This window comes from Marinomonas pollencensis (assembly GCF_003387375.1).
Classification (GTDB): Bacteria; Pseudomonadota; Gammaproteobacteria; order Pseudomonadales; family Marinomonadaceae; genus Marinomonas; species Marinomonas pollencensis.
Window position 1 is genome coordinate 1 of the sequence record NZ_QUNG01000021.1, and the last position, 18322, is coordinate 18322.

General features: G+C 46.8%; 14 protein-coding genes. 4 read left to right on the top strand and 10 right to left on the bottom strand.

Annotated features, from left to right (window positions below; genetic code table 11):
• Nucleotides 1–407: 407 nt before the first annotated feature.
• The 10 genes from DFP81_RS17560 to DFP81_RS17605 form a co-directional block, all read right to left on the bottom strand.
• Nucleotides 408–1541 (bottom strand): capsular polysaccharide export protein, LipB/KpsS family, encoded by a 1134-nt coding sequence (locus DFP81_RS17560; protein WP_115899191.1) that lies wholly within the window; start codon nt 1539–1541, stop codon nt 408–410.
• Nucleotides 1541–2656 carry a glycosyltransferase family 4 protein gene (locus DFP81_RS17565; RefSeq protein ID WP_115899192.1) on the bottom strand — a complete coding sequence of 372 codons (1116 nt, stop codon included), beginning with the start codon at nt 2654–2656 and terminating at the stop codon, nt 1541–1543. The genes DFP81_RS17560 and DFP81_RS17565 overlap by 1 nt, the downstream gene beginning before the upstream one ends.
• 273 nt (nt 2657–2929) lie before the next feature.
• Nucleotides 2930–4024, bottom strand: a complete 1095-nt coding sequence (locus DFP81_RS17570; protein WP_147299463.1) for a glycosyltransferase — start codon at nt 4022–4024, stop codon at nt 2930–2932.
• A gap of 68 nt (nt 4025–4092) precedes the next feature.
• Nucleotides 4093–4911 (bottom strand): glycosyltransferase, encoded by an 819-nt coding sequence (locus DFP81_RS17575; RefSeq protein ID WP_115899194.1) that lies wholly within the window; start codon nt 4909–4911, stop codon nt 4093–4095.
• Nucleotides 4912–4952: 41 nt separating this feature from the next.
• The gene (locus tag DFP81_RS17580; RefSeq protein ID WP_115899195.1) at nt 4953–5786 is read right to left on the bottom strand and encodes a sulfotransferase family protein; all 834 of its coding nucleotides are present in this window, start codon (nt 5784–5786) and stop codon (nt 4953–4955) included.
• 44 nt (nt 5787–5830) lie between these two features.
• Nucleotides 5831–6484, bottom strand: a complete 654-nt coding sequence (locus DFP81_RS17585) for a sulfotransferase family 2 domain-containing protein (protein ID WP_115899196.1) — start codon at nt 6482–6484, stop codon at nt 5831–5833.
• Nucleotides 6485–6504: 20 nt separating this feature from the next.
• On the bottom strand, nt 6505–7788 hold the full coding sequence (locus DFP81_RS17590; RefSeq protein ID WP_181903132.1) for a flippase: 1284 nt from the start codon (nt 7786–7788) through the stop codon (nt 6505–6507).
• Nucleotides 7789–8819: 1031 nt separating this feature from the next.
• Nucleotides 8820–10721: a sulfate adenylyltransferase subunit CysN gene (gene cysN / locus DFP81_RS17595; protein ID WP_115899198.1), complete on the bottom strand. Its 1902-nt coding sequence runs from the start codon at nt 10719–10721 to the stop codon at nt 8820–8822.
• The gene (gene cysD / locus DFP81_RS17600; protein WP_115899199.1) at nt 10721–11620 is read right to left on the bottom strand and encodes a sulfate adenylyltransferase subunit CysD; all 900 of its coding nucleotides are present in this window, start codon (nt 11618–11620) and stop codon (nt 10721–10723) included. Before cysD ends, cysN begins: the two co-directional genes overlap by 1 nt.
• Before the next feature lie 89 nt (nt 11621–11709).
• Nucleotides 11710–12582, bottom strand: coding sequence for a COG3415 family protein (locus tag DFP81_RS17605; RefSeq protein WP_115899200.1), 873 nt, complete (start codon nt 12580–12582; stop codon nt 11710–11712).
• 146 nt (nt 12583–12728) lie between these two features.
• Between DFP81_RS17605 and DFP81_RS17610 the strand changes: the two genes are divergently transcribed.
• The 4 genes from DFP81_RS17610 (at nt 12729) to DFP81_RS18280 (ending at nt 17810) form a co-directional block, all read left to right on the top strand.
• Nucleotides 12729–14495: an SLC13 family permease gene (locus tag DFP81_RS17610; RefSeq protein ID WP_115899201.1), complete on the top strand. Its 1767-nt coding sequence runs from the start codon at nt 12729–12731 to the stop codon at nt 14493–14495.
• Nucleotides 14477–15298 (top strand): 3'(2'),5'-bisphosphate nucleotidase CysQ, encoded by an 822-nt coding sequence (gene cysQ, locus DFP81_RS17615; RefSeq protein ID WP_342769969.1) that lies wholly within the window; start codon nt 14477–14479, stop codon nt 15296–15298. The genes DFP81_RS17610 and cysQ overlap by 19 nt, the downstream gene beginning before the upstream one ends.
• 608 nt (nt 15299–15906) lie before the next feature.
• Nucleotides 15907–17352 (top strand): MBL fold metallo-hydrolase RNA specificity domain-containing protein, encoded by a 1446-nt coding sequence (locus DFP81_RS17620; RefSeq protein WP_115899203.1) that lies wholly within the window; start codon nt 15907–15909, stop codon nt 17350–17352.
• A gap of 281 nt (nt 17353–17633) precedes the next feature.
• Nucleotides 17634–17810, top strand: coding sequence for a hypothetical protein (locus DFP81_RS18280; protein WP_181903133.1), 177 nt, complete (start codon nt 17634–17636; stop codon nt 17808–17810).
• The last annotated feature ends 512 nt before the right edge of the window (nt 17811–18322 follow it).

Below are 18322 nucleotides of genomic sequence, written 5' to 3' on the forward strand. Positions count from 1 at the left end.
GCGGTAAACATAAGTCTTTCGTTCCAATTCAGAGAGAGCAAGAGACTTTATGGTGTTTGGTGGAGATTTCTATGTGGGGGTTAGCCGACGCTTACTTATCAACAGGCTGTGCTAGGGGTTTGAAACAAGACATAGCAAAAGAGCAGAGAAAAATCAGCAAGGAGGTGACATTGAAGCCTTTTGGGATCCCTATGGCGGCCGCAAAGGTCATTGCGGCTAAGAACCATATAAACTTCGGGAGCGTGACGTGTATTTGCATTGCAATTTCCCAGATTTGCCTTTTATTTACCAGGTGAGTAGAAACAAGGTGAAGTAGAAAGACGATCAATAAAATGAAACAAAAGGTTGGCTAAACGAGCGCGTCATGGGGAGCTTGGCGCGCTCTTTGATTCGGATAAAAACCTAAGTCAGGCTTCTTCTAAGACATATCGATAGTACTTCACCACATCACTCGGCGACCAACCACTGTAAAAAGCGCGTCCAAAATTCACCACTTCCTTATTGAACAATATGGAGTGTGCGCCACCGGTTGAGTTGATCGTCATAACAAATTCAGAGTCATTCACGATATTTAATAAACTGCCCGCATTGTGTATTTCAATATCATGCAATTGGCAGTATCGAATCGTATCTTTCAAGTGACGCAGTTTTTTTTCCGCTGGATGCAAACGAACGATCAGTTTTGTGTTGCGCTCATTGGCTATTTTTTGGGCTTTTTTCAACGCCGAGAGGTTCACTTCTGAGGCTTGGAATACGGTCTGAGAATCAAATTCAACCTGACTAATAAACAGACAATATTTTTCAGTAATGACAGGCCTTGATTCTCTTGCTTTTTTTTTGATCAAACGCTTAGAGATAAAAGCCGATAGGGCTATTTTCAAAGACGAAAGAATAGAAGGCTCTGGGTGAATGGTCTTAAACACATAATGACCAAATTTATTCACTATGGCTTCTAGGGCCTTCGAACGTATCTTCTTTGCTACGTGGGGTGGCGTATAGGTAAACAGGAGTGTTTTTAGTGCTTCCTCGTCTTCTTGCTTGATCTCGTCTGTTATTTCCGAGACGCGAAGAGCGTGGTCTGAGTCTGCGTTAACACCGGTTTTACTCCATTGAAATTTATTCGGGAAATTACCGATTTCAAAAAACAAGGATTTGTCTTTATCGATAAAGGCTTCTAAATGGCGAAAAGCAAACTGAAAGCCCTTAAAAATGAGCACATAGTCATAGTGGGAAAACACCGTCTCTAGGGCCTTTTTGGTGTCTGCCTGTAAATCATTGCAGATACGTTTGCCTAACTTCACTTCATCGATAGACAGCGGACTTATTTCTAAAGACGCCTCGCCTTTCAGTAAGATGTTGTCACATTCATAGTTCAAGCTCACATCTTGCTTAGCGTACAGGTAACTGTATAAAGCGGCATGCAGAAAGGTGATATTCTTAATGGACGAGCTTGTAATGATTTTTTTAAAAAATTCATATCTTTCTAAGTCATCTATAAGAATGACAACATTCTTGCCATACAATAAGTCGTGTAACTTCATTATAGTTCACCGAAATAAGTCGTTTTTGCATTGCTAGTTAATACATTTTCATAGAATTTCTGATAAGAAAAAGACATCGCCTGATCCGAGAATTTTTCTTGAGAAATGCGTCGAGCCTCATCGCGAGAGGCCTTGTCGAACGATGCAAGCGCAGACCCTATGCAATTCACAAAGGTGTTCTTATCACTCGCCAGAGGAAAGGTTTTAATCGATTTAGGGTATTCCCTTGCCATTTCTATGTGCGATTCTATATCGGATAATATGGCTGGCACGCCATGGGCTAGCGCCTCTAACACCGCATTGGGCAACCCTTCTGATAAAGAGGAAGAAACAAAGTAATCCGCACAAGATAAATACTCAGAAACAGTATTTACATTGCCCATAAACACGATGTGATTGTTGCTGCGTGCCTTACATTCGTCTAATAAAGGGCCATCACCGAGCAGTACTAAGCTGCCTGGGTGAGTGTCAAAATACATCTTCATCGCGTCCACAAGAAAGCCCATGTTTTTACGAGGAATAAAGCTGCCTGCGGTGACAAAGATCGGTTTTTCTAAGTGCTCAAGGTTCACGCTTTCTGGTGGCGCCAAAACGCTCGCCTCTACTCCGTTTTGAATGACACTTGAGGCGATGCCGATATTCGATAATTTAGTGGCAACCGCATGGGAACAAGACACAATGTTTTTGCATCTCCTCAACGCAGACAAGTGCGAGCGCACGGTCAAATGACCTTTAATAAAACCAAATCGTGAGAGGTAATCTTCGGGTGGAAAGTTTCTCGACGTAATCACCCAAGGGCATTCCATTTTTATTTTACTTAAATAAAAATCGGCCCTTACGCCTTGGGAGTGAATAAGATCAGGCTGAAACCCCATGATACATTCCATGAGTTTCCTTTTGGCGAGAAACATCCCTTGCAAACGACTCAAGCCTAAGCTGCGTGTTTGTACACCAAGGCGATCAAAACGGGCTTTATCACTGTTTCCCCCTTCCGGTGAAAGGGTTAATACACAGATCTCAACGTCGTTTGTGTTTTGATTTTTAATTATATTAAAAAGTTGATTCGTTGGCCCACATTTAGCTAGTGTACTAACGACATACAATATTTTTCTCACGGAAAAGCCTCTTCAATATAACACCGTAGAAAGAGAGAAACAGCGGTCTATTTATTATAAAAAGACGAATAGAATCGGGGCAATTTACTGACAAGCAGCGCATCATTCAATAGGGGTGATTTGGATTTACACTAAGTGGCTAAAAAGCCACAATAGCAACACAATTTCGCCAATATATCGTCAATACAAATCCATAAAGAATGCATATTGACGATAACTATTGACGGAAAACATTGGCGATAAGCATTGAAGATAAGCATTGGCGAAAAATGCTTATCTTCTTGGCTGTCCCGTGGCTTGTTGGTAATACAAAGAGGCGATAGCAGGAACACTGTATTCTAACGATCTTTGATAAGCCCGTTCTATGGCGTCACGGTTATCAGAGGTCAGTATGTTACTTATCTGCGCCGCAAAAACCGCGGGATCATCGGTGGATAACAAGTGCCCAAACTCCCCGTTATTGAGGATGGATTTGGGGCCACCTGGGCAGTCGAGAGCAATGACCGGCGTCTTACACCACATGGCTTCCACCAGGACATTACCAAAGCCTTCCCAAGATGAGGTAAGCGCAAACACCGATGCTGCTTTATAAAACACAAAGGGGTTATTTTGAAAAGAAACAATCTCAATAACCGCCTCAATACCTAAGAGTTTAGCCAAGCGATTCAAACGGCTTTGTAACTCGCCCTCGCCTAAAATAATCAGCCGAGCACGGTTATTTTCTTTATACAATTCACTAAAAGCGTATAATAGAAATTCCTGATTCTTTTGTTTATGCAGGCGCCCTACGTTCAACACCAAATCAAATTTTTCTTTATCAAACCAAGGGTGAGCAGGTTCTGATGCCATTAAGGCATCCTCCTGCGCCGGTAATACTGGATTGCCAATCACGGTTATCTTATTGCTCTGAGTGATGTTATGGGCGATTAAATCTTTTTTGGTGTCGCTAGAATTGGCGATAATAAGATTGGCTTTTTTATAGCTTCTTTTCATCAATGCTTTATAAAGTACCCCTTTATAAAAAGGCATTTCTTCGATGGCATCCATGGTATTGGCTTCACGAAATACCAAGGGTAATTTAAGAAAATACCCTATTGCTCCGACAATAACATTGGTATCTCGTATCGCTGAGAAAATAACATCTGATGAGTCTTTCTTTAGTATTTTATAGAGTTTAAAGAAAACATAGCGCCCTCTGGTATTGAGCGCATTCACCTTGACTGACGGGCTAAGCTGACTTGCGTAAGGGCCTTTAGATGACAGCACGATTAAGCTTACCTCTTGACCTACACTGGCGTAATAATTGGCCAGGTTAATCGCGATTTTTTCTGCGCCTCCCCCTTGAAATGACGGGGAAATAATAGTCACTCTGTTCCTCTTAACACCCAAAACGAAACCTCTAATTAGTGATGATTTTAATGAAAAGCGAGAAAAACTTAGTGAGTTTTAAACAACTCGAGTCTTTTAATAACATGATCATTATCACAAACCTTAATGCCCAAGTAGGCTTTTAAACGGGTCTTAAACTTGGAAAATAACGCAAACATGAAGTTGTCCCAGGTGCGTATCACGGCCGTCACTGTGTTGGTTCGAGACAGCTCTTCTGGTGTGTTAATCGGGTACACTTGTGCGTTTACCCCAGGAGCAACAAACACTTTCGTCCCTAATGCTAGACTGGCATGGCGGTACCAAAGGTCATCTTGCTTGGGCGCTTCAGTCAAAAACGCCTGGGAAGCGATTATGGAATCCTTTAATAGCTTCTTTCTGTAGACGATGCCAGCAATGCCGATCGGAATAAGATGCAACTTGTGTGTACCCGCTTCGGCTAATGGCCAATTCAAATAACTCTGGTATCCGCCAAGAGGGCTATTAACCGGCTTTCTTGCTCGGCCGCAGACGATATCATCAGGGTGCTGTTCAGCGGCTTGTAACAGGTGCTTTAACCAATCCTCTCCATAAATGACATCATCGTCGCAGGTAACCAGAATGTCTTCAGGCGTAATCGAACGAAAAACTGGCAATAGTTTCCTGTAGGAACCGGTGTTTTCAACCCAATTAATGCTCACACCGTTACTCTCCATGGCCGTTAACCAGTCTGGAAGCTGATGCACCCCTTCATCAAGCAGATAAGCGTCTTTAGAAAGGTTCAATACAATATAATCAGGCTTATAACTCTGCTCTAACAGACTCATCAAAGTGTATCTAAGTACGGACAATCGCTGGTTGATTGCCGTTAATGAAACATAAACAGACATTTTTTACCCTTTAATACTAACGCGATGTAGTTGTATAGCGGTCATATTGTATAGCCCAGTTGTGCTGCGCTATCGCCACAGATACGGGCGATTTTTTGGTAATTTTCGCCACCGAAAAAAGCCTTTAAATCAGTATCGCGCTTGCCTTTCACCTGATACTGAATATCCAAATATGGCTCTATATCCCCGTGGCTGTGGTAGCCAAGTGCGGTGGACAAGGCGGCTATTGCGGCTTGTTTATCGGCGTTGAAATCTTCATAGCGAATGAGGTGGAATCTATCTTGATTGTCCAAATACACTCTGCTTGCTATGTCCCACCTATGCGCCATAGCGGTGATATAATCTTCTGACGGACGCCCACTCCAGCTGCTGTCTAAGGCCAGCTTCCAGATTTTTATGTTGGTTAAATCTGTATAGGCATCTTGATCTATCCTGGCTTTATCCCCCGGTATCTGCAGCCTATTCAAAACACTTCTAATGGTGCTGAATGGGTCTCTAACCACCATGACAAATTTGGCCTTTGGGTAAAGCGTAACCAGATCCTCATAAAAGTACGTCAGCCAAGGTTCTTTTATCATCTTTTTTGAAAAGTCTTTTTCGTACTTGGCCACAATATCGGAAAAAGGCTGCAACCCGTAGGGAACTCGCAACAGCCAAGCTGGGTCTTTGATCGACTTGAGCAAATCAAGCGTGACCTCTTCGTTGCAACTTTTAGCCAATAACGCCGCAATCGCCGTTGTGCCAGTTTTTTGCGTACCTAAAATAAAAATCGGAGATTGATCTTTCCAAGCGGCAATTTGTTTCGCTTTCTTATTAAAGAGATACTTGTTTCTGACCTTCTTTAACGCGTTTTTTAATATACATTTAATCTTCATAAAACCACTTAGATTAAGATTCAAATCAAGCACTTGTGTTGAAACTATTCAACAGAGTAATCGAGCAATAAATAGTCTTGGGCATATAGCGTAAACATGACGCTCATGATTTGTTCATTGTTGCGAATGGCGCTTAGGTCTTTGCTTTGCTTACCTTTGTTTTCATGTGTCAGATCAACCGTTAAACCAAGCGTCTTCTTAACCCGAGCAAAGTCTTGCTCGATGCACTCAAACTTGCCAACAAAGTCCACCGCCAGTTCATTGTTATTATTTATAATGAAAAACGACTGAGGTAAGAACATCACATGGTTTCTATATAACCCCTTACCTAATCCATTAATGACAAAATCCTCAAACCCTGAGAATGCCTTTAGCTTGTCAGCGGTCACCAAATCGTGTGCTTGGTTACCGCCTTTTACTAGGTATTCATAGGCTGAATAGGCTCTGTCTAAAGGGTCTCGAACAAACGTGAATTTAAAATAGCTGTCAAACTTTTTCGCGTTGGCTTTTTTATAAACAAGCCAAGGGAGGTGATCTCTGCCCTCCACCCCATCTTTGCCCAATGCCTGAAGTACAGACGTACCCGCGGCTTTTGGTATGTGTATAAAAATGCATTTATTGCGATCTTGATACTTCCTATAAGGGAACCGGTAACGCCCTAAAAACGCCTTATCAAAATAGTAAGCGATGGACCTCATACTTCTCCTAACCTTGCCATTTAGGCAGCCCCTGGTACGACTTTAAGCCTGATATAAACCAACCTAGCCAACAGGCAATTTGATATAATCAGACTGATAGAAACACTGATCGCAGCCCCCATAGCACCATACATAGGAATCAATACAGAGCACATCAACACATTTGAAATAACCGCGACAATCTGGCCTTTCAGAGTGTCTCTTTCATGGCCACTCATGGTTAAGAGATAGGCCAAGGAGCCAAAAAACACATTCACCAATTGCCCAATGATCAAAATCACCATAGGCCCGTAGGTAATGTTTAAATAACTTTCTCCAAACACCACCCGAATAATAAACTCGCCAAAAAACACCAGTACCGCCGCAATAGGCAACGCCACCAGCAAACCTCCGCGGGCCGACTGCTTGGCCAATTTTTGCAGCAAGCTTGTATTATTGTCGCGAAATGCTCGCACGATCTGAGGTGCAATGATCAGGTTCACAATGGTCAATGAAAGCGTAACAAACTGCCCGCCTCTTTCTGCCACCCGCATCGCAGCGACCTGCTCATCTGCGCTGAACATCCCCAGCAAAAAGATACCGATTTTTGTGTTGAAAGTATTCACAAGCGCCAAAACAGTAAACGGCAACAAACTCCTCGCCCATTTAGCCCTAGTATAAATAGGCCGATGTAAACGAGAGATAGAAGGCTGAACCTTCAAAAACAACCAGCTAGAAACAACAAAGGTCGCACCGTATGAAATGACTTGCGCCCACACCGCATGCAAAGGGTCCAGAACTTGGTAGAACAACAAACTGGCCAGGGTCAAAAGAAGAAAAAGAGGCTGTACAATGGTCACAGGGACTTCTGAATAAAAAGGCAAGCCCAAACCTTTTAGCGTGCCACTTCGCACCGCGTTAAAGCCAATCACCGGAATCATCAAAACAGCGATAGGCAACAAACGCCACTTACTGCCCTCGGCCATCGCATCCGTGAAATACGCTATTGCCCAAATGACACAAACCAACAAAACCGCAAGCGACACCACCCAACCAAACGCCGTGCGCATCATCCCCCTGTACAAACCCCATTTCTCTTGCTGCACAAAACCCGCAATTTCACGGGTCAGCAACTTAGGAAGACCGCCATTAACCGGCAGCGCCAGCAAAGGAATTAACGCCATCACAAACGAATATTGACCAAAACCTTCAGGGCCCAATGAACGCGCTAAAATCACACTTATCACGATACTAAGTGGAATATTTAATACCCGAATCGTGCCTAAGCCGAGATAATTTCTTATAAAATGTTTTTTTGCTGTCAAAGTCACTTCTCAATCAACTAACTGCCAAAAATGCCACATCACCCAGATTCGCCTCTTACCAAACGACGATTTTAAACAGCCATATCATGAGATATGCACAAAAATAGAAGACAAGTTTGTGGCTAATCACATCGAAAGGTATGGATAGTGTAAATTCCCTCAGAGTTAGCGTTCACATGATGAACAATAATAAAACACCTCTAGAACTAGACAAATAATGACAGCGAAAAATATCCGTAAAAACCACTGACAAAACTATAAATAGCCAATAATCTAAGTCTTGTGGGTTGGCCTTTAGGCCAAATACCGCGGAGTTATAACCCCTCAAAATACGTGACACATGCAATTAACTTGATGATTTAAGGGAAGAGTATCACCCATCATTTGGACTTTAACCGATAATTGGTTTTATCCAATCTCCAGCTATTGGCCTAAAGGCCAACCCACCAGTAACAAGCGCCAGTAACATAAAATCACCTCCGTGCCATTCATGTGCCCGCTTCGCGGCCATCGAAACATTGCGCTTCACTGATGATGCCCTACGATATGCGGCACAACCACCTTCTCACTATTCATAAAAACACACACCCACAAACACCAAACCAACAAAGAACCATAACAAGCAAACATGTGCCTAATAGCACAGAAAAGTATGAATACTGTAAAACCCCACCAGACTTCAACAAAGAACTGATGGGAGCCCGGGTTGTCACTGTCCCTGCCCTTCAACTGCTACTGTCACTTGATCTTGTGGGTCGGTCTTTAGGCCGACGCGGAAGTCATGGCACACAAAACACTAGCTGCCACCCACATACCCCGTAGGGCATCATAAGCGAAGCGTAATGTACCGATGGCCGCGCAGCGGACACAGACCGAATCAAACGGAACTGACCTGATTAACTAAGCCCCAGAACCAGAGCCAGTGCATAACCCCCTCCAACTCCCCCTTGAAGAAAAGGGGGAGAGCTAAGGGCCAGCCCAGTTCGGGTGGTGTTTGCGAGAGCTCAGAGCAAGCTATGCCAGGCTATCAGTTACACGTAGTGGTGTTCTACTAGGTATTCGATGACTTTGTCTGCGCAGTCTTCGGGGGATGTTTCGTTGGTGTTCAACACACATTCTGCGTTTGTGGGTTGTTCGTAAGGGGAGTCGATGCCGGTGAAGTTTTTCAGTTCACCACGACGCGCTTTACGGTATAGGCCTTTCACATCCCGACCTTCGGCTACTTCTAGTGAAGTGTTGACGAAGACTTCAACAAATTCGCCCTCTTCGACCATTTCTCTGGCCATGGCGCGTTCTGCGCGGAATGGTGAGATGAAGGCGGAGATGACGATTAGGCCGGCGTCTACCATAAGCTTGGCAACTTCAGAAACACGGCGGATGTTTTCCACGCGGTCTTCGTCTTTAAAGCCTAGGTCTTTGTTTAAACCATGACGTACGTTGTCGCCGTCTAGCAAGTAGGTGTGTTGACCCATGGCGAACAGCTTCTTCTCAACCAAGTTGGCAATGGTCGATTTACCCGCACCAGACAAGCCAGTTAGCCAGATAACACAAGGCTTCTGTGCTTTTTGCTGTGAGCGCGCTTCTTTTGCCACGTCCACATGTTGCATGACGATGTTTTGACTACGACGCAAGGCGAAGTTGATCATACCCGCCGCAACGGTATTGTTGCTTAAACGGTCGATCAAGATGAAGCCACCGGTGTCGGCGTTGTCTAGGTATTTATCAAAGGCGATCGGCTGATCCAAGCTAACGGTACATACACCAATGCCATTTAAGTCTAGGTGCTTCGCCGCCAGGTGCTCCATGGTGTTGATGTTGACTTGGTATTTGATGTCCATGACAGTCGCCGATACGGTTTTCGTGCCGACTTTCATCAAGTAAGTACGACCTGGCATTAATGGCTCTTCGTGCATCCACACCATGGTGGTTTCAAATTGTTTCGCCACTTCTGCAGGCTCAACCGCATCCACCAGCACGTCTCCACGAGACACGTCGATTTCGTCGGCCAAAGTGATGGTTACTGATTGACTGGCAACCGCCTCTTCTAAGTCGCCGTCTTTTGTGACGATACGCGCGATGCTGCTTTCTTTACCGGATGGCAGCACACGAAGTTTCATGCCTGGCTTGATAATACCGCTGGCAATTTGGCCAGAGAAACCACGGAAATCTAGGTTAGGACGATTTACCCACTGCACTGGCATGCGGAAAGCTTGCTTCTGCAGGCGCTGTTCATCGATTTCAACCGATTCCAAAAAGCCCATTAGCGTGGTACCACGATACCAAGACATGGCCTCACTTTGAGAGGTGATGTTGTCGCCTTTATACGCCGACATCGGGATAAAGGTCACGTTTTCTATGCCTACTTGCTTAGCAAACGCAGAGTACTCTTCGACAATGGCGTTGTAGGTTTTTTCTGAGTAGTCCATCAGGTCCATCTTATTCACCGCCACAACAACGTGACGAATGCCAATAAGCGAGACCAAGTAACTGTGACGACGGGTTTGCGGAAGAATGCCTTTACGAGCGTCGACCATCAAGATCGCCACATCCGCAGTGGATGCGCCGGTTACCATGTTACGGGTATATTGCTCGTGCCCTGGGGTGTCCGCAACGATAAATTTACGGCGATCCGTAGAGAAAAAGCGATAGGCAACGTCAATAGTAATGCCCTGCTCACGTTCTGCGGCTAGGCCGTCGACCAATAAAGCGAAGTCGATGTTTTCCCCTTGCGTACCAAACTTACGCGAGTCCGACTCTACTGCCGCAAGCTGATCTTCGAAAAGCATTTTAGACTCAAACAACAAACGGCCGATCAGGGTGCTTTTGCCATCATCTACGCTACCACAGGTGATAAAACGCAATAGGTTTTTGTTCTGATGGTTTTCCAAATATTGGTTAATGTCCGTTTCAATCAAATCCGATACGTGAGCCATTAGAAGTATCCCTCTTGCTTTTTCTTCTCCATGGAAGCGGCAGAATCATGATCAATCATGCGACCCTGACGCTCAGATGTTTTGGTTAACAACATTTCTTGAATAATCGCCGGCAGCGTGTCTGCTTCGGATTCCACTGCACCGGTCAATGGGTAACAGCCTAGGGTTCTAAAGCGCACACTTTTCATCATCGGCACTTCGCCTTCTTTTAGCGGCATACGCTCGTCGTCCACCATGATCAAGGTGCCATCGCGTTCCACGACAGGACGCTCTTTTGAGTAATACAAAGGCACAATCGGGATGTTTTCTAGGTGGATGTATTGCCAGATATCCAGCTCAGTCCAGTTTGAAATTGGAAACACCCGGATAGACTCACCTGGATTTTTACGGGCGTTGTATTGCTTCCAGATCTCTGGGCGCTGGTTTTTCGGGTCCCAGCGATGGTCAGCGGTACGGAACGAAAAGACACGCTCTTTAGCACGAGATTTCTCTTCGTCACGGCGAGCACCACCAAACGCCACATCAAACTTATGCTCGTTTAACGCTTGCTTTAAGCCTTCGGTTTTCATGATATCGGTGTGAATCGCCGAGCCATGATCAAACGGGTTAATGTTTTTCTTAATGCCATCTGGGTTGATGTGGGTGATCAACTCCAAACCAAGGTCTTCGACCATCTTGTCGCGAAACTGGTACATCTCTTGGAATTTCCAGCGTGTGTCCACGTGCAGCAGAGGAAAAGGTGGCAACGAAGGATAAAACGCCTTCATTGCGATATGCAGCATCACCGCACTGTCTTTGCCTATCGAATAGAGCATGACTGGGTTATCGGCTTCGGCCACAACCTCGCGCATGATCTGAATACTTTCCGCCTCTAGGCGTTGTAAATGCGTTAACAACATATCCGTTCCTTTTGGTTCTATGTTTCGTGTGTCTCTTACTAAGAGCGCGATAAAATAAACAGGCACTGAATGGCCATGAGGTCACTGTTTTAATGCGGCTTTTCGATGCATTTAGACAACACCCACTGCGCCAATAAAAAACAACGCCCTTCGTTTGCTTTTTGCCACGCAGCCAAATGCTGATAGCGTGCCAAAGAATCTGTTTTGATCACCACAAACAGCGGCTTCTCTGCGCTTGCCTCTTGCACTAAAACGCGCAATTGAGCCACTAAAGTCTGCTCTGATAAGCCAGAAGCAAGCGCAGACCGCTTGCCCTCGAAACCATCGAGCGCTGTTGCCTCATGATGCCGACCACTTTCGTCGCCATTGCCATCCAAGCCCGCTGCGCTCTCATTGGCATAAAAAGCAAAACGGCGCTCGCCACGGCCATCTAAGGTATAAAAAATACAACCGCCTAGCACCGGATGAAAACCCAACACCAGACGACGACTGCGAGCCAACAAGGCGACCGTCTCTGGCGCCAATGATTGCGCCATAAAAGACTGAGAAGCGTGATCAATAAACTGCCCCATCGACGCAAACACCTCACTATGGTCACGCTCTGGCACCAGCTGGATTAACCGCCGCAACATGGTTTTTTTGCTCACGGCCTTATAAAGCTCTGCGTAAACGGCTAATAAATCGTCTATTGAAACAAAACGCGGTTGGCTTTGAAAACAACGCTGCATGACCCGCAAGATGGCCGCCTTCTGATTCGAAGAATTGGCCAGCAGCGACGGCTTTCGGCCTCGCCCTTCTGGCGTTAAACCCTGCCAGCCGGACGCTTTAAACTGCTCTACCGCTTTTATGATGGTCGGTACAGACAGCCCTGTTTGTGCTTTAACTTGCGCCAAGCTCAAACCACTTAAGCGCAACCGCACCGCATCACGTTTTTTGCTGGTCAGCTCATTTACAGATCGCATCGTTCAACATTCACGCTAAAGATTGAGATCTTATAGGTTATTGCGTAGTATCTCAATCCACCTATAAAAGTTATTTTGTCTCAATGTTTCTTTTAATCGAAATGAGCAGCCGGTTCACCCGCCCGCGTCACAAGGAATGACAGTAAATGGACATGCTTTTCACACTGATACTGGTTGCCACCGTGTTTATCGCACTCGTAACAACGCGCATTGCCGCTGACGTTATTTTAATGGCAGCCATGGGGTGTTTGGTTATTTCAGGGGTACTAACGGTAAGCGAAGGGCTGGCGGGCTTTGCCAACCCTGGGGTCATGACCATTGCCATCTTGTATATAGTGGCAGCCGGGCTACAGGAAACCGGCGCAGTTCAATGGCTCAGCAAATACCTACTCGGCAACCCAAAAGGGCTAAAAGCGGCACTGGCTAGATTAATCGTCCCAAGCGCACTACTCAGCGCCTTTATGAACAACACCGCCGTGGTGGCCATGTTTATTCCCGCCGTCCAATATTGGTCTAAACGCATCAAACTACCAACCTCAAAACTTCTCATCCCACTGAGCTACGCCGCTATTTTGGGTGGCACTTGCACCGTGATCGGCACCAGCACCAACCTAGTCATTGATGGTTTACTGCAAAAAGAGCTGGGGATTCACCTGAATATTTTCTCCCTGCTCTGGGTGGGATTGCCCATTACTCTAGTGGGCGGTGGGTTGCTGTTTGTGCTGTCTAAACACTTATTGCCAAACCGCGAAAGCACCTTAGAACAAGCCGACAACGCACGCCAATACGGCGTAGAAATGCGCATCGAAAAAAACAGCCGACTGATTGGCAAATCCATCGAACAAGCCGGGCTACGTGCTTTGCAGTTTGGTTACTTGTTCGAAATTCACCGTGACAGCGCCTTACTGTCTGCGGTTGGCTCAGAAACTCAACTGTATGAAAATGACACACTTGTATTTATCGGCTCGCCCGAATGCGCCCGCGAGATCCAAAATATTCAGGGCCTGCGCCCAGTAGACGGCGGCGCAGAAACCTTAGAAATAGAACACAACAAACGCTGCCTAGTGGAAGCGGTGATTGGGCCAGAATTTGTCGGCCTAGGCTCAACCATCAAAGAAGCCAAGTTTCGTACTCGATTTCAAGCCGCGGTACTGTCTGTATCCCGCAAAGGCCACCGCATCAACAGCAAAATAGGCAATATTCAACTGCAAGTGGGCGACACCTTATTATTAGAAACCAGCCAAGACTTCGTTGGCCAATACCGCTCACGCCGCGACTTTTTACTGGTCAGCGCCATCAACGACTCGACACCCCCCAACTTCGACAAAGCCCCACTGGCGGTTGGCTTATTATTGGCATTAGTGTTGCTCAGCGCCACCGGGCTACTCAGCATTTTAGAAGCCGCCATGCTGTGTGCCGCCGCCATGCTTGGCACCCGCTGCATCACAGTCGCCAAAGCACGCCGCAACGTAAACCTAAACGTGATAACCGTGATTGCCGCGTCGTTTTCACTGGGGGCCGCGATGACAAAAACCGGCGCTGCCGAACTCATCGCCTCTCATATCGTGACACTCACTCCCTACTCCCCTTGGCTATCACTGGCATTAATCTACCTGATCACCGTCATTTTCACTGAAATGATCACCAACAACGCCGCCGCGGTGCTTATGTTTCCCATTGCTATCGCCACCGCCAACCAACTACAAAGCGACCCGCTGCCTTTTGTCATCACCATAATGATCGCCGCCTCAGCGAGCTTTATCACCCCGATAGGCTACCAAACCAACCTCATGGTAATGGGCCCAGGGGGCTATAAAACACGGGACTTTATAAAAGCCGGACTACCAATAAGCCTCGCCGTCGGCGCAAGCAGCATCGCGATTATCCCGTTTATTTGGCCGTTTTACGGCTAACAAAACATAACCCACCACAGCACAGAAAACGAAAAGGACATCTTATGGAAGCCACCAACAAACAAGCCATCATCGACCTTGCCATCCAAGCCGGCAACGCCATCATGGAAATCTACCAAAAAGACTTCGCGGTATACGACAAAAGCGACTCAAGCCCACTGACCGAAGCCGACCTCGCCGCCCACCACTTACTGGTAGAAGGCTTAGAGCGTCTTACAGAATACCCAGTGCTGTCGGAAGAATCGTCAGAAGAAATCAAACAAGAACGCCTAAACTGGGACGAATACTGGCTAATCGACCCACTGGACGGCACCAAAGAGTTTGTTAAAAAGAACGGCGAATTCACCGTCAACATCGCCCTGATCCAACAGGGCAAACCCACCTTCGGCGTGGTATACGCCCCAGCGCTTGAGACACTCTACGTAGGCGACATCAAACAAGGTGCCTACAAGCAAGAAAACGGCAAAGCCGCCCAAAGCATCACAGTAAGAACCAAACCAACACAAAAAAGCGACTTCGTCATCGTAGGCAGCCGCTCACACCAAAGCGACGAATTCAAAGCCTTCATTGCCGACTACCCAGGCGCCGACATCGTCAGCATGGGCAGCTCACTCAAACTCTGCCTCGTCGCCGAAGGCAAAGCCGACATCTACCCACGCCTAGGCCTCACCTGCGAATGGGACACCGCCGCCGCACACGCCGTCGTCGAAGCCGCCGGAGGCCAAGTACTCCACGCCGAAACCGGACAACCACTGCAATACAACAAAGAAGACCTACTCAACCCATTTTTTATTGTTAAGTAGCCCACCGTGCTAATAAAGCCAAACAGGCGAGAGTCGTGTGATTAAAGTGATGACTTTTTACAACCGAACTTCACCTAACATTTCGATTTTATCCGATGGGCTAGGTCTTGTAGGTCGCGGCTTTAGCCCGAATGCCACTGTGCTAATAAAGCCAATCATGCGAGACACGTGTGATTAGAGTGATATTTTCTTACAACCGAGCGTCACCTAACATTTGGACTTTAACCTATATTTGGAATCGTCCAATCTCCAGTTATTCGCCTAAAGGCAAACCTACAAGTGCAGACCCACAAGATTGGCGGTATGCTCGATGGATTTGGTGCAACAATCGCCGTTGTATTAAATTGTGTCCGCTGCGCGGCCAGCGGCACATTACGCTTCGCTTATGATGCCCTACGAAAACCACGGTATTCCACGACGGATTTGGTGTGACCAAATATCGTCACCCTCGATGGATTTGATGCACCAAACATCGTCATTGCTATCGTAGGTCGGATGAGACGAGGCACGAGGCGTAATCCGACGCAAGGTGTTGCGGTGGTGTTTGTGGTCTATAGTCAGTGGCATGGTTACGTGGGATGTGGGCTGAAAATACAGAGGGATTTTGTATGTTAACGATTAAGCATCATGGGGCGGTACAAGGGGTGACGGGGTCTTGTCACGAGTTGTTTATTGATGAGCAGCAGTCTGTTTTGATCGATTGTGGTTTGTTTCAAGGGGCGGAGACGTCTGGCTCTGGCGCTGGGGCGAATCGTCTTGAAATCGATTTTGACTTGTCGGCGGTGCAGGCTTTGCTGGTGACCCATGTTCATATTGATCATGTGGGGCGTTTGCCTTATTTGTTGGCGGCGGGGTTTTCTGGGCCGATTTACTGCTCCAAGCCGAGCGCTAAGTTGTTGCCCTTGGTGATTGAAGATGCGCTAAAAGTCGGCGTGACGCGTAATGCCAGTATTATTCAGGCCTGTTTGGATCGACTGATGTCACAACTGGTGCCGATGCATTATGGCGAGTGGGTTACGCTTCCTCTTGCCGCAGGGCAAACCTCTCAAGCACAACTCAAACTTTACCAAGCTGGCCATATTTTAGGGTCGGCTTATGGGGTCTTTCGGGTGGTAAATGAGGCGATTAAAGCCCGTGGCAAACGCTATTACGATGTGTTGTTTTCTGGGGATCTTGGGGCGCCCTATTCGCCATTACTTAATGCGCCCAAGTCGCCTTATCGTGCCGACCAAGTGGTCATCGAAAGCACTTACGGCGATCGCAACCATGAGAACCGTGCTTTACGCCGCCGCAATCTTCAAAAAAGTATCGAACGAGCGCTATCTGATGGCGGCTGTGTGTTGATTCCTGCGTTTAGCATTGGCCGCACTCAAGAGCTGCTTTATGAGCTTGAGCATATTATCCACCAGCATAAAACTAAAGCCATCAGTCATACTCGATCGGGAAAAACGGTTCATTGGGAGGACATCGACATCATTATCGATTCGCCCCTCGCTAGCCGATTTACCGAGGTGTATAAAACACTAAAGAGCGCCTGGGACAAAGAAGCCAAAGCGCGTTTAAACGCTGGCCGTCATCCTCTTAGCTTTGAACAGCTCACCACGATAGACAGCCACGAAAGCCATCTGCAAACGGTGGACTATCTTAAACGACAAACACGCCCCGCTATTGTCATTGCCGCTTCAGGCATGTGCGCCGGTGGGCGCATGGTAAATTATCTCAAAGCCCTGTTGGGCGATGCTCGTAACGATGTTCTCTTTGTTGGTTACCAAGCCGCTGGTACACCGGGGCGAGATATCTTGCGCTATCACGATAAAGCCGGTGGCTATGTTATGTTCGACGGCGTTAAATACCCGATTCTGGCGCAAGTTAAACAGATCAGCGGCTACTCTGCCCACGCAGGCCAAAAGGACTTAATTAACTTCATCAAACGCATGCGCGTGAAGCCTGAAAAAGTCCACATAGTGCATGGTGACGATAACGCCAAAGCAAGATTAAAGGCGTTGTTAGAAGACATGTATGCGGACATGAAAGTCGTTATTCCAGTGGCATGAACACAGCAAGGCTTTAATCCCACGTCGAGGTTGGCGTTGAGGTTCGTAGGGCAGCATAAGCGAAGCGTAATGTGCCGATGGCCGCGCAGCGGGCACAGATCAATACAACGGTGATTGGTGAAATCAAATTTATCGAGCATACCGCTGATCTTGTGGGGCTGCACTTGTAGGTTTGCCTTTAGGCGAATAACTGGAGATTGGATGTCTCAATCATCGGTGAAAGTCCAAACAACCGGTAACGCTCCATTGCAAAAACATCACTCTACTCACAGGTGTCTCGCATGACTGGCTTTATTAGCACAGTGGCATTCGGGCTAAAGCCGCGACCTACAAGACCCAGACATAATCCGTCGGGTATCATCACGTTCCGTCGGATTACGCCTCGTTCCTCGTCTCATCCGACCTACGGTGGGGATGACGATGTTTGGTTGCATCAAATTTATCGAGAATACCGCTGATCTTGTGGGGCGTCATACCTACAAGACCCAGTGCATAACCCCCTCCAGCTCCCCCTTGAAGAAAAGGGGGAGAGCAAAGTGCAAGACATACTCCGCTGTGGCTTGGAATAAGGGGGAGAGCAAAGAGCAAGACCAGCTCCGTGGAATTCGTCACGTTCCGTCGGATTACGCCTCGTTCCTCGTCTCATCCGACCTACGGTGGAGATGACGGTATTTGGTTGCATCAAATTTATCGAGAATACCGCTGATCTTGTGGGGCTGCACTTGTAGGTTTGCCTTTAGGCGAATAACTGGAGATTTTATGTATCAATCATCGGTGAAAGTCCAAACAACCAGTAACGTTCCATTGCAAAAACATCACTCTACTCACAGGTGTCTCGCATGACTGGCTTTATTAGCACAGTGGCAATCGGGCTAAAGCCGCGACCTACAAGACCCAGACATAATCCGTCGGGTATCATCACGTTCCGTCGGATTACGCCTCGTTCCTCGTCTCATCCGACCTACGGTGG